This is a genomic window from Algoriphagus yeomjeoni (assembly GCF_003259505.1).
Classification (GTDB): Bacteria; Bacteroidota; Bacteroidia; order Cytophagales; family Cyclobacteriaceae; genus Algoriphagus; species Algoriphagus yeomjeoni.
Map to the genome: position 1 here is coordinate 234,431 of NZ_QLLK01000003.1, position 13,100 is coordinate 247,530.

Sequence of the window (13,100 nt, forward strand, 5' to 3'; positions counted from 1 at the left end):
CTTTACGCCCCAATTTTGTCCCAGTCATTAATCAAAAACCTAATACATACAAAGATGAAAAATAAAGCAATCACACTAGGAACAGCCATTGGGGTAGCCATCGGGACACTCATCGGAGTCGCCATTGGTACTGCCATCGGAATCATTGCACTCGGATTATTGGGAGTGGACTTTGACAATCAAATCACTTTCTGGGTCAGCACCGGAATGGCCGTAGGCGGAGGAATCAGCCTGGTTAATTTCATGCTCAAATCGGCCAAGGAAGACTAATTCCACCCCATTTAGGTAAAAAGTCCGGGATTTCACCAAAACGTCCCAATTCATAATTCAAGACGACTGGCCTGGCAATACCGCCCAATTTTGTCCCATCAATTTGAAATAAAAACAAGTCAAACTTAAACAACACAAAAAAATGAAAAAGCTAATCTTTATCTGCATCATCGGTCTGATCACTACCTTGAATATTCAGGCCCAAACTGAAAAACCTTTCCGCAAAGGCTTTACCGCCGGGGCCTCTATTGGAGCGGGCGTATTGCACTTCACTGATGGAATGAGTGAAAAAGCCACTCGAGGTGGCATCTCCCTTCCCAATCTGAAAATGGGTTGGTTTGTATCTCCCCGCACAGCCATCTATGTCAATACTGTCGGACAAATCTATGAGTCCGAGGGCGTAGACCGGAGCTTTGAAGGCATCATCCCTTCCATTCAATACTGGGCTACTGACAAATGGTGGGTCAGCGGAGGATACGGTGCATCCCTAGACATCAGAGCGCTCTATGAATCCAAGGCTGATTCCCGAAAAAACGATTGGGGTAAAGGAGTTTTGATTTCCACTGGCTACGAAGTTCTTCAGCGTGAAAAATGGGCTTTAGACATCCAAAGCCGATTGTACATGGGCCGAGTTACTCGAAATGAAGGAGGTAACCTAGACGCCACCAATTTCTCCATCGGAGTGGGAATTACACTCTTTTAATTCAGAAGACCATTTCAATAGAAACCAGTAAGGAAAAGTCATGATGAATTCACTGGCTTGCCTTGCTGGATTTCTTCACTTATTCAATCCCATAAAAATGAAAACAAAAACAGGATACCACGTCATTTTGATCTTGTTTTTCTTTCACTTGCTAGCTTCTGAAGCTATTCCATTATTAAAACAAGAACTGGAAGAAGTATGGAAGAAAACTGAAAGATTAGAAGCAATGGATGAGAATATAATTTCTTTCGAAATAAAGGTTTTTAACTTAAAAAAAGCTTGGATAATTGAGGGAATTAGAAATAACAATGATACCCTAAATCAATCAGAGGCATATATAAGCCAATTGTCAACTAATCAAACTCAATCAGAATGCAAGGAAAAATAATGCTGGCAGGAGCCACCGGTTATTTGGGAGGCTTTATTGCCAAAGAACTCAAGCGACAGAGACGTGATTTTCTTGCCTTTGGAAGAAGCGAAGAAAAACTTAGAAGCCTTGGTCTGAATAAAAATCAATGGCAATTGGTCGATGTGACGAAGTTGGCGTCATTTCCAAAAATCGAGGAACCAATCGATACGATCATTTCCACAGTTGGCATCACCCGGCAAAAAGACGGACTAAGCTACATGGACGTGGATTATCAAGCCAATCTAAATCTCCTGGAATTTGCCATGAGGCATCGGGTCAGAAAATTTATCTATGTATCTGTACTGAACGGATCCCAAATGCGGCACTTGAAAATCACCGCTGCCAAAGAGCGTTTTGTGGATGCCTTAAAAGAATCCGGATTAGCCTATAGCATTATTCGGCCCAATGGTTTTTTCTCTGACATGAAAGACTTTTTGTCCATGGCCAAATCAGGCCGCGTCTACCTTTTTGGAGACGGAGAATACAAACTTAACCCTATTCACGGCATGGATCTGGCTCAGGTAGTCATTGATAGTGTCACTTCTCCCCAGCCGGAGGTAGAAGTGGGAGGACCTGATATTTTGACTCAAAATGAAATCGGAAGACTGGCTCTTAAATCCATAGGGAAAGAAGTCAAAATCGTTCATTTGCCGGATTGGATGCGAAGGGGAGTTCTTGGAATGATGAGGACTTTCACCAATCCACAGACCTATGGACCGATAGAGTTCTTTCTTACCATGATGGCCCGGAATAATATTGCCCCACGGCATGGAGTGCATCGCTTGGAAACCTTTTTTCGGGAGGAAAGTGATCGGTTAAGAGAGTCAGAATAACCTCTTCCAATCCTTATTGATAAAGTGGTTTATTCTTAAACAAATTGGTTTTTAACGTAAAAAATTGACAATAAAAATTCAAGTTAAATACCTTTGAAGGCTTGCTTTATAAGTCTGGCCGATAGGAATCATCACTCCTGAAATCCTGATTTGGTTTCCTTCTACAAACTCAATTCGATCGCGATTGATCAAATAGGATTTATGAACTCGGATAAAGCCGGGAGAAGGTAACTTCGCCTCCAAATCTGAAATCTTATCCGGACAAATCAGCATCCCGCCGGAATGAAAAACCTTAGTGTAATTCCCCAAAGCTTCTACATAAAAAATATCCTTCAATTCAAGTTGAACATACTTTTTGTCTGATTTGAGAAAGATTTTGCCAGGATAATCTACTGCAGAATGCTCATTTGTCTGTTCTTGGCTAATTCTCAATTTATTGATTGCCTTGATAAACCGATCCAATCCAAAGGGTTTCAATAAATAATCCGTGATATCCAACTCATACCCCTCCAAGGCAAATTCCTGATGGGCTGAGGTAACAATTACTTTAGGCGGATCTGAAATTGACTTGAGCATTTCAAACCCAGTCAACTTGGGCATATTGATATCCAAAAAGATTAAATCAGCTTTTTCTTTTCTAAAAAATTCCAGTGCCTCAAATCCATTGTAGAAATTTCCAACCTTAGTCAAAAAGGAAAAATTCTCACAATAGTTTTCAATGATTCGGTGAGCTATCGGCTCATCGTCCAAAATCACGTAGTTGATCAACTCCATAAAATTTCCAAGATCACTTGATGGACATCCTTATTTTTTGTGATTTGCAAAAAATGAGAATCAGGATAAGCCAATTCCAACCTTCTTTTCAAGTTTTCCAGTCCTATGCCTGGATTATGGCTTTGCGTGTTGGGATCGAAGTTATTTTCCACTGTAAATCTTAATCTTTCCTGATTTGAATCGACCAAAATCCTGACGAATGCCTGCTCTGTCAACTTCTCCACGCCATGCTTAAACGCATTTTCTACCGGTACAATTAACATCAACGGTGAAATCATCTGATCCTCCTGTATTGTAACCTGAAAGTCAATTTCCGGTGCATATCTATGTCTTAATTTCTGTAATCCTAGAAAGTTTTCCAAATACCCCACTTCCTTACCAAGCAATACTGTTCGTTCACTTCCCTCATAAATTGTGTACCGCATCATATCCGAAAGCCTCAAAACAACTTCTGGCGCAGCATCTGATTTTTCCACACATAACCCATAGAGATTGTTTAATGTATTGAAGAGGAAATGAGGATTAATCTGATTTTTCAGCATGGCCAATTCGGCCTGATTTTTTTGATTTTCTAAATCTTTGATCTTTTTCCACTGCTCAAAAATCCAAAGTAAGAGAAAGAAGGGGATAGGAAGTAGCAACATGAAAATCACCAGTTCTCGGTGTTCTTGAAAATAACTTTCAGTGTACCTCATGTAAACAAACAGCAACCAAATCAATGCATATACTATAAAAATCAGCTTTTGATACTTTTTAAAAAATGCAGGAGCAACAAACCATGCAACACCTATCCAAAACAGGATCAGTAAACCTATGGAAACTGGATTATCAGGGAAGGCCATCCATTGATCCAAAAGCAGAATCACCGTAAAGAATAGAGCTAAATAAAGGATATGAAGTAAGCTTTTACTTCGAAAACGGACTTTTTTACCATAATAAAACACCAGGCTTACAAGAATCCACCAAGACCCAAGGATTAAAATATTTTCCAGATATTCCTCAGGGTCAATACGAATGAACCCCAATTGCTGAAGTAGAACGGTGATTAAGAGAGTTACCCCTAATCCCCAACCTAATGCCTTTAAAATTGAAGCTTTTGGAAACATCCTTCTAAAGTAGCCAAAGCCTGTTTTCCAAAAAACAAAAATGACGAATAGGCCAATTTTGATGACAAACACCACCAAACTCCCTTTTTCATTCAACAATACCCGATTGGATCAATTCATCCTCATTTCAAGGTGGTTCGACATCTTAATTAGATGGACCCAAGTGAATTCCTAAAATTCGTCAAGTCAAAATAATGAGCCATGAATAACTCACTTGAAATACGAAATCTCAGTAAAACCTATTCAAATGGCGTGAAAGCGCTTAATGACATTTCCATCACCATAGAAAATGGAATGTTTGGTCTATTGGGGCCAAATGGCGCCGGGAAATCAAGTTTGATGAGAACAATAGCCATGCTCCAAGCAGCAGAGTCTGGAAGGATTCTCTTCAATGATTTGGAGGTTCTTCAAAGACCAGAGGAAATCCGATCGGTCTTGGGCTATTTGCCTCAGGAATTCGGAGTCTATTCCGGCATATCAGCATGGGAACTGATGCATCACATGGCGGTGCTCAAAGGTATCGGAAATCGATCTGACAGAACCAAACAAATTGATCAGCTCCTTCACCAAACCAATCTTTTCCAACACAGAAAAAAAGCTGTTTCCTCCTTTTCCGGAGGAATGCGCCAACGCTTTGGCATTGCCCAAGCTCTGCTCGGAAATCCAAAATTAATCATCGTAGATGAGCCAACCGCAGGCTTGGACCCTGAAGAGCGCAACCGCTTTCTCAACCTGCTTTCTGAAATCGGGGAGCATGTCATTGTGATTCTGTCCACCCACTTGGTGGATGATGTACAGGAACTTTGTACACAAATGGCCATCCTAAATCAGGGAAAGATCCTGGCTCAGGGGAATCCACAAACCTTAACCGGCAGCCTTCAAGGAAAAATATGGGCCAGGAAAATTGAAAAAACTGAATTAGCCCGATATCAATCCGAATTCAAGGTAATCTCTTCCAAATTGATTGCCGGAAAAACCAAGATTCACATAGAATCAGAAACTTCCCCGGGTACCGAATTTGAACCAATATCCCCCAGTTTGGAAGATTTTTATTTCAGCACTTTACAGACGCAAAATTCACAGCCATGAACCAGTTTTTCCAACTTCTACGCTTCGAATTGCTGATTCAATTCAAGACTTGGACAGCTCCGGTATTTGTGCTAGCCTATTTTGGTTTTGCCTTCCTTATGGGAGGACAGGGAACTGCTTCTTCTGAAACACTTTATAATTCAGAGTTTGAGCTCTTTTTCAAAATGGGACTCCTAAGCCTCGGAGCAGTATTTTCCATTATGTTTTTTGCGGTCAAAGCCACTCAAAGAGATGCCCAATCGCAAATGGAAGCACTGGTGTATGTGACTCCAATTTCAAAAAAACAGTTTTTCTTGACTCGTTTCTTGGGTTCTTGGTTGACTTCCTTGCTGATTATTTTGCCAGCCATCATTGGATTTCATTTGGGAGTCGCTTTTTCTGACCTGGATCCCAGCAGAATAGGCGTTTTTCAGTTCAGTTCCAGTCTTTCTGTGGCTTTCAAACTACTCATTCCAACCATCACCACGCTGACCGCTTTTCTTTTCACGGTTGGGCTTTTATCCAGGAATCCACTTGCCACCTATGCGATGGCTGTGGGCATTTATGCGGCTTATTTTATTTGCTCGATTTTTCTTAACTCTCCTTTAATGGCCAATGCCGCTCCCATTGCAAGCGAGAATTTGGTTTGGGCGGGATTGGCCGATCCATTTGGACTTTCCGCCTTTTTCCATCAAACGAACCTATGGACGAGCTATGAAAAGAATCATTTGGGAATCCAAATTTCAGGACTCTTTGCATGGAACAGGTTAATATGGTTGCTATTTTCGACCGCTCTTTTGACAGTTGCCTATAGGATTTTCTCATTTAGAAAGTCAAATGAAAGCAAAAAACAAAAAAAGGAGAAGTTATCTGAATCTCCCAACTCAGTTCAGATCGATAAAATTTCACCCCGCACCGGGAACTACAGCGCAGTCTTTGGCTCTCATTTGAATCTATCCCTTCGGTTTATCTTTACCAGTATCCCATTCTGGGTGATTTTGGGGGCTTGGATGATCATCGCTTCTACGGAGATTTATTTTAAGCTTTTCTCCGGAGGCTCCTATGAGGAAAGCTACTATCCAGCCACTCAAATCTTGTTAGAAAGAGTTCAACAGCCGCTATTCCTATTTGGAATCATCATCCTATTATTTTTCAGTGGCTCTCTGACTTGGAGAGAAAAAGATAGCCGAATGGGCAGTTTGGTAAATGCTACCCCTGCCCCGAAAGGACTGCTATTCCTCTCTATCTTGACCACCTTAGTGCTTGTGATGCTCACCATGATTAGCATAACAGTGCTGATTTGTTTTATATTCCAGTTGGCCGAACAGCCTTGGAGCAAAGATACCTGGACTTTATTTTTACTTTTTCTTAGCCCGGGATGGAGTCTTTTATTTTTCAGTATTCTGTTTTTATGGATTCAGCGGATTACTCCTCACAAATATCTGGGTATAGGGCTTTCGGCGATAAGCTTTGGGATCTTTGCTGGGCCATTAAGTTCGACAATAGGCTTGAATCATCCTTTGTTTCTTATTGGAAGCACTCCCTTCCTCACCTATAGTGAATTAGCAGGCTTTGCATTACAGTTCAGTCCGTTCTCAATTCTTAGCCTACTCTGGGGAATCCTTGCCCTGGCACTTGCAACATGGCTTTATTCCTCCTGGGATCATACTTTTTTATTTCAGCATCATAAAGCCTTCAAAACTCCATCTTCCCGATTGGCCATCCTATGTTTCACCATTTTTCTAGGCTTTTGGATTAGTGTTTTTTTAAAAACTGAGAAAGAAGGAAGTTTTCCCACGAATTCTGAAATCTTGGATCTAAAAGCTCGCTATGAAAAAGAGTTTAAGGAATTTAATGGAGCACCTGTTTTAGCTTTTGCTGACCTTCATTTTGAACTGGAAATGCAAGTTTCAAAAGGAACTTACCATGCTGAAGTTAAAGGAAAACTATTCAATCCAACCCTCAAACCTATTGACGATCTACTGATACATGAAAAGGAAAAACTGATAGATTTTCAGCTGGAAAAGGTGAAAGACTATGGATATGTAGAAGAATTAGACTTGTACCGGATCCGCTTTTCGAAAGCTATTCAGCCCGGTGATAGTTTGGAGTTTTCTTTCAAAGTCAACCCGAAAAAAACAATACTCGGGACCCAAAAAGCAATTGTACCCAACGGTTCTTACCTCAATTTCAGGGATTTCGCGCCTTTCTTTGGTTATTCAGAATCCTTGGAAATCAGAGATTATGCTGACCGCAAAAAGAGAGGCTTAGCTCCAAAGCTTTCAGATAATCAGGACAATTCCCACAGTGGAGCCGATGAAAAAAAACTTTTCAAAATAAATTTTGAAGCTATTCTGAAAACAGAAAAAAATCAGACAGCCATAACTTCAGGCAAGCTGGTAGAAGAAAAAATTGAGGGGAATCAAAGAATATTTCATTACCGCTCTTCCGAACCCATCCTCCCTGCCGTAGCCTTCTTTTCCGGCGTTTATCGGAAGGACAGTCTGAAAAATTACAACGAGCAATTGGAAGTTTATAGCCTTGAAAGCCATGCTCGGGTAAACTCCAAAACACTTCGAGTCATACAAGAAACCCTAGCGTATTGTAGCGAAAACTTCGGGTCTTACCCTTTCGATCACTTGAAATTGGTGGAAATCCCAGGATTTTGGGGCTTTGGGGGTTATGCACATCCCGGAGTAATCAGCATGACTGAGGACAAGTATTTCCTGGTCAAGGAAGGTTCGGCTCAATTTGATCTTCAGACCAAGCGAGCAGTTCATGAAGTGGCACACCAGTGGTTTGGTCACCTATTGGCTCCACGGAATTTGCCGGGAGCCACATTAGTTGTGGAAGGCTTGGCTAAATATGCAGAAGTTTTATTCCTAGAGAAAAAACTTGGCAAAGCGGCGACTTGGTACCTGACTGATCAAGCCAACCGAACCTATTTCAGTGGACGGGCCATAGCTTCAATGCCGGAAAACAGCCTTTCTGAACAGGAAAATCAAAGCTATTTAGCTTATGGAAAGAGTTTGTCTGCATTTCTTGCAGCAAGAGAATTATTGGGAGAAAAAGAGCTCAACAGCATAATTCGGGAGCTGGTGGACACTTCTCGAAGTCATGCCAAGCCGTTGGTTGATACTCAGCTTTTACTTGAGAAAATGAAGAAAAAAACCTCTCTCGAAGGCCAAAAACTGATAGAAGATTGGTTCCAAAGAATCATCACTTATGACATTCGAATTTTAGATATAGAAATCGAGAAAACCCAAGATGGTCAAATTCAACTAACTCTGGACTATGAAGCTTCCAAAATGGAAAGGCAAACTGACGGTTCGGAGCGGGAAGTGGCTATGGAAGAGGAAATCGAATTGGCCGCATTTACTGTACACCCCAAAAATCTGGACACTGACCAACAAGTCCTCTTTTCTCAAAAGGTAAAAATTCAATCAGGCAAAGGACAAATTAAAATGATGCTAGATCAAATACCCTCGTGGATTGTATTGGACCCTTGGGGTACACGCCCAGATCAAAACCGGGAGGATAATTTCAAAGAGATAAAGAACTAGATTTTATTTTTATGAATAAGGTTAAAAATTTTAGTCGTCATGCGATAATTAGGGCTTGGTGTTAAAATTTAAGAATTGCTCCTTTCAGGACTAAAGATGGGATTTAAGGAGGAACAGTGTACACGATGAATTAAAGAGTTTAAGACAACAGAAGTGTGCTTTTATTCTGTGAAAGTTGTTCAAACAGCAAAAGGAAAAAGTAATACAGAATTCGTACACTTCGTACTCCACGTACCCCTCGTACCGTACGAAAATACGAATCTTTGAAAAGAGCGGATATTTAAAAATTAGCCGAAGAAGAAAGTGGGAGTCGATTTTCCAAAATCTAATCCAATTCGCTACTGATTTCGCTACTGACTCTAAAAACAAAACCCTAACTATCAATATTTCAGGTAGTTAGGGTTTATTCTTGCAGAGGAAGAGGGATTCGAACCCCCGGTACCTCTCGGTACAACGGTTTTCAAGACCGCCGCATTCGACCGCTCTGCCATTCCTCTGGGTCGTCCTCAGAGATATTTCCCTGATTTGGTCTGCAAAGGTAAATTAAAAGCTAACTTTTGCAAAGCTCATATTGTCTTTTTATTCTAACCCGCTGATTGTTTTAGGATTATTTTTTGAAACACAGCATTTGAAACCGTCCCTAAATAAAATCTTGGACTATTCTACAGTTGCTTTTTTGCATAAGTGATGATAAAATAAAGTGAGGCAGAGGGTTCAATGTACGTGAAGGGGGCCGGAGGCGAGAAGTCCTAAAATTGGAAGACTATCCTTATTCCGTGATTATACTTTTTATCTCCAAAGTTGAGTTTTCCGAATCTGTACTTTTCTTTCGCTTTTTATTTTCCTCTACCAAATCCAAACTCACATTGACTTCAAAGCAAACAATCACGATAATCGAAGTGATCAGCAGCCAGAGCATGAGAGCTATCAAAGTCCCGATAGAGCCATAAAGCTTATTGTAGCTTGCGAAATTATTTAAGTAAAACGAGAAGCCGTAAAAACCCAGAGTGATTAGTAGGCCTGCTAATTTGGCCCCAGTGGAAAAGAAATTCCATTTGTCATGCACTGCTGGTGCAAATCGGAAGATGAAAGCAGTAGTGATATAGAACATCAACAGTAAAATCAGGAATTTAAGACTTGAAAATAAGAAAATCATAAACCCTGAATTGAATACCTGAAGCTCATCCAGTCTTCTGATCAATACGCCTCCCAAAATCATGACTATGCTAGCAGTGATCACTGTAAATGCCAAGACCATCACTATACTCACAGCAATCCCGCGACTTTGGAGAAATCCTCGGTTATCCTTGGTTTGATAAACTGAATTAAAGGAGTTCATCATGGACATTACTCCCTGCGTAGAAGCAAATAAGGCAAAGAAAAAACCCAAGGATAGCATGCTCTGCCTAGGCTTGGATACAATATCCATGATGGTATTTTCCGATTGGGTATATACTTCTGCAGGTAAGATTTCTTGGATAAAGGTCAGAATATTCTGCGTAGTGATATACGGAAAAATGTCCTGCAGGTAAGGAATCAAGTTTAGTAGGAAAAGAATTAAGGGGAATAGGGCGATAGTGAAGCTAAATGCCATTGATCCTGCACGCTCGATGATGTCATCTTTCTGCATCTGAACCAAAAAAATTCTCCCTACATCAAAGAGGTTTTTATCGGGGTCTCCGAAATGAATTTTCTTAAGCTTGCGTGCTTGCCAAAGCAATTTGACTTCTAACCTAAGGATTTTTGTTTTGATCACTTTATCCTACTTCTTGAAAATACGGTTCCAATAAAGCTAACAAATTATGTGGAGGTCTGGTTGGACGATGACTGTCTTTTTTGAGGAAAGTCAGAATGGTCCAGCCTTCAGTGATCAGTTCTTCCTGTGAATTAAAGACCTGATATTCAAACCTAATTCGAACCCCAGGCAAGGTTGGAATGGTGGTTTTGATAGAAAGCAGTTCGTCATATTTGCCTGGCTTCAGGTATCGGAAATGACTTTCTAGTACGGGCATCATTACTCCCTCGTCCTCCATTTCTTTATATGAAAACCCAATACTCCGCATGGCTTCCACTCTGGCCACTTCGAAGTACATCGCGTAATTGCCATAGTAGACATAACTCATCTGATCAGTCTCAGCATATCTTACACGAATTTGAGTTTCTGATTGATACATAATTAGTAAATCTTGGCAGCATTCAGTGCCGCTTGATACCTTCTGGCATTGGCATTATGCTGCGCCAAATTGGTAGCAAAAGAATGATATCCTGAGAAATCCTCCTTGGCGCAGAAGTATAAAAACTTATGATCTTCCGCATTCAGGACAGCATTCAATGAGTTAATGTCTGGTAGGTTTATAGGGCCGGGAGGAAGGCCAGCATACATGTAAGTATTGTATGGACTGTCGGTTTCTTTATGGACGTTTAACACGCGTTTTAATTCAAAATCTCCCAGTGCAAAAACTAATGTGGGGTCTGCCTGAAGAGGCATGTTTAAACGTAATCGGTTTAGGTAAACTCCGGCGATTTTCGGGCGTTCATCCGATTTTTGACTTTCAGCCTGAACAATACTTGCCAGCGTACTGACTTCTTTTGGAGTTAGTCCAAGCAAACTGGCTTTTTGCTTTCGCTCATCTGTCCAAAAGCTTTCATATTCCCGGTGCATTCTGTCAAATAGTGCTTCTGCACTTGTGTTCCACCAGACCTCATAAGTATTTGGAATAAACATCGACATGATCGTTTCTTCATCAAAATCAAACTTTCGGATATACACTGAGTCTTGAATCAGGTCTAAAAATTGATCCTCAGAAATCTCCATGTTAGCAGTTATTTTTTCTGCCAAATCCTCCTTAGTTCGCACATTGTTGAACGTTACCCGGATTGGAGTTTGTTTTCCAGAACGTAGGAGTCTAACCAATTCCAGATTAGTCATCTTTGGTTCGATGGTGTAAAGTCCTGGTTTCACGTTTTCCTGATAGTCCATGACTTTGGCTAAAAAGCCAAAACTCACTAAGTCATTGACGACATGATTGTCATAGAGCTTATTAGAAACTGTTTTGAACGTGTCATTACTCCCAATTTTCAACATGTAATTCTGGTCAGATTCAATCAGCACATTTGGGCTGAAAAAAATCTGATAGAAATAGAAACTCAAGGAGATAGCCATCACTGAAAAAGCAATGACTAGGACGAGGTAGATGTTTTTTCTTTTTTCGCTTAGCATACTGATGCCAAAAATAGGGAAAAATCTAAGGTGGAGTTTGTGCCTGAGATAAGGTAATGATATCTTTCTAAGTAAAATTATGTTTCATGGAAGTGGTTTTAGTCACCTGTGCCCTGATATTTTTGGATGGAAAAGTGCTTTGCGCTCAGCGATCTGACTCAATGCAGCTCCCAGGATTATGGGAATTTCCAGGCGGAAAGATCGAAAAAGATGAAACCCCTCAAGAGTGTTTGGTTAGAGAGATCAAGGAGGAATTATCAATTTCTATTCAAGTTATTTGTCCTTTAAAGCCTAATGATCATTCATACTCCATAGGCAAGGTGATTCGGTTGATGCCTTTTGTTTGTATTTGGCAAGACGGAGAGATTAATTTGCTTGAACACCAAAGTGTAGAATGGGTGGCTAAAGAAAATTTAAAATCACTTGAATGGGCACCAGCTGATATTCCAATTGTTGAAGACCTATTTGAGAATTGGAACATAATTCAAAAACAACTAGTTGATAAAAACACAGAACTATAGGATATGTCCGCTGAATTAATACGATTATATGAGGAAAATCCTGATCCTGATAAGATCAGAGAAATTGCATCCAAACTCCGTGATGGTGGTGTGGTGATTTACCCTACAGATACTGTTTACGGTTTGGGCTGTGATATCATGAATTTGCGAGCGGTGGAACGCATTTGCAAAATCAAGGGAATCAACCCTAAAAAGCACAACTTCTCGATTATCTGTGCTGATTTGAGTAATATTTCTCAGTTCACTAAGGTGATCACAAAACCGGTCTTTAAGATGATGAAAAAGGGCTTACCAGGTCCTTTTACATTTATTTTAGAGGCGAGTAACCAAGTGCCTAAGATTTTGCATAGTAAAAAGAAGACTATAGGAATTAGGGTTCCTGATCATAATGTACCTCGAATGCTTGTTGAGGAACTGGGACATCCCATCCTTACAACTTCGATAAATGACGATGATGAAGTGATAGAATACAGTACTGATCCAGAATTGATTTTCGAGAAATATCAACATCTCGTAGATATAGTGATTGATGGGGGGTATGGGCAAAATGTAGCCTCAACGGTGTTGGACTGCACTGGGTATGAAGTGGAAGTGCTTAGGGAAGGTTTAGGCAAAGTTGAAGAGTTAGAATAG

General features: G+C 40.5%; 13 protein-coding genes and 1 tRNA gene. 8 read left to right on the top strand and 6 right to left on the bottom strand.

The annotated features are described in order from the left end of the window. Positions 1 to 54 precede the first annotated feature (54 nt). The 4 genes from LV83_RS06540 to LV83_RS06555 all read left to right on the top strand — a co-directional run bounded on the left by LV83_RS06540 (position 55) and on the right by LV83_RS06555 (position 2,215). Positions 55 to 270, top strand: a complete 216-nt coding sequence (locus LV83_RS06540; protein ID WP_111610743.1) for a hypothetical protein — start codon at positions 55 to 57, stop codon at positions 268 to 270. A gap of 142 nt (positions 271 to 412) precedes the next feature. After that, positions 413 to 973 carry a hypothetical protein gene (locus tag LV83_RS06545; protein ID WP_111610744.1) on the top strand — a complete coding sequence of 187 codons (561 nt, stop codon included), beginning with the start codon at positions 413 to 415 and terminating at the stop codon, positions 971 to 973. A 97-nt stretch (positions 974 to 1,070) separates the two neighbouring features. After that, the gene (locus LV83_RS06550; RefSeq protein WP_146613695.1) at positions 1,071 to 1,361 is read left to right on the top strand and encodes a hypothetical protein; all 291 of its coding nucleotides are present in this window, start codon (positions 1,071 to 1,073) and stop codon (positions 1,359 to 1,361) included. Beyond that, complete coding sequence (locus LV83_RS06555; RefSeq protein ID WP_111610746.1) at positions 1,346 to 2,215, top strand: SDR family oxidoreductase; 870 nt, start codon at positions 1,346 to 1,348, stop codon at positions 2,213 to 2,215. The genes LV83_RS06550 and LV83_RS06555 overlap by 16 nt, the downstream gene beginning before the upstream one ends. A gap of 78 nt (positions 2,216 to 2,293) precedes the next feature. On the opposite strand, the gene LV83_RS06560 is transcribed toward LV83_RS06555, so the two are convergent. Together LV83_RS06560 and LV83_RS06565 are read right to left on the bottom strand one after the other, a co-directional pair. Continuing rightward, positions 2,294 to 2,989: a LytR/AlgR family response regulator transcription factor gene (locus LV83_RS06560; RefSeq protein WP_111610747.1), complete on the bottom strand. Its 696-nt coding sequence runs from the start codon at positions 2,987 to 2,989 to the stop codon at positions 2,294 to 2,296. After that, positions 2,980 to 4,191 (bottom strand): sensor histidine kinase, encoded by a 1,212-nt coding sequence (locus tag LV83_RS06565; RefSeq protein ID WP_146613696.1) that lies wholly within the window; start codon positions 4,189 to 4,191, stop codon positions 2,980 to 2,982. The genes LV83_RS06560 and LV83_RS06565 overlap by 10 nt, the downstream gene beginning before the upstream one ends. A gap of 105 nt (positions 4,192 to 4,296) precedes the next feature. On the opposite strand from LV83_RS06565, the gene LV83_RS06570 reads away from it, so the two are divergent. Both LV83_RS06570 and LV83_RS06575 read left to right on the top strand, forming a co-directional pair. Beyond that, complete coding sequence (locus tag LV83_RS06570) at positions 4,297 to 5,184, top strand: ABC transporter ATP-binding protein (RefSeq protein ID WP_111610749.1); 888 nt, start codon at positions 4,297 to 4,299, stop codon at positions 5,182 to 5,184. Continuing rightward, entirely contained in the window at positions 5,181 to 8,726 is a 3,546-nt protein-coding gene (locus LV83_RS06575) for a M1 family aminopeptidase (protein WP_111610750.1), read from the top strand. Before LV83_RS06570 ends, LV83_RS06575 begins: the two co-directional genes overlap by 4 nt. Before the next feature lie 412 nt (positions 8,727 to 9,138). Here the strand turns inward: LV83_RS06575 and LV83_RS06580 are convergent. The 4 genes from LV83_RS06580 to mltG form a co-directional block, all read right to left on the bottom strand. Next, positions 9,139 to 9,223: transfer RNA gene (locus LV83_RS06580), tRNA-Ser, on the bottom strand. A 272-nt stretch (positions 9,224 to 9,495) separates the two neighbouring features. Continuing rightward, positions 9,496 to 10,479, bottom strand: coding sequence for a YihY/virulence factor BrkB family protein (locus tag LV83_RS06585; protein ID WP_245947017.1), 984 nt, complete (start codon positions 10,477 to 10,479; stop codon positions 9,496 to 9,498). Positions 10,480 to 10,483: 4 nt separating this feature from the next. Further along, positions 10,484 to 10,900 carry an acyl-CoA thioesterase gene (locus tag LV83_RS06590; RefSeq protein ID WP_111610751.1) on the bottom strand — a complete coding sequence of 139 codons (417 nt, stop codon included), beginning with the start codon at positions 10,898 to 10,900 and terminating at the stop codon, positions 10,484 to 10,486. A gap of 2 nt (positions 10,901 to 10,902) precedes the next feature. Next, positions 10,903 to 11,946: an endolytic transglycosylase MltG gene (gene mltG, locus LV83_RS06595; RefSeq protein WP_111610752.1), complete on the bottom strand. Its 1,044-nt coding sequence runs from the start codon at positions 11,944 to 11,946 to the stop codon at positions 10,903 to 10,905. An 86-nt stretch (positions 11,947 to 12,032) separates the two neighbouring features. Here mltG and LV83_RS06600 point away from each other — a divergent pair, with 86 nt between their 5' ends. Together LV83_RS06600 and LV83_RS06605 are read left to right on the top strand one after the other, a co-directional pair. After that, on the top strand, positions 12,033 to 12,467 hold the full coding sequence (locus LV83_RS06600) for a (deoxy)nucleoside triphosphate pyrophosphohydrolase (protein WP_111610753.1): 435 nt from the start codon (positions 12,033 to 12,035) through the stop codon (positions 12,465 to 12,467). A gap of 3 nt (positions 12,468 to 12,470) precedes the next feature. Further along, the gene (locus LV83_RS06605) at positions 12,471 to 13,100 is read left to right on the top strand and encodes an L-threonylcarbamoyladenylate synthase (RefSeq protein ID WP_111610754.1); all 630 of its coding nucleotides are present in this window, start codon (positions 12,471 to 12,473) and stop codon (positions 13,098 to 13,100) included.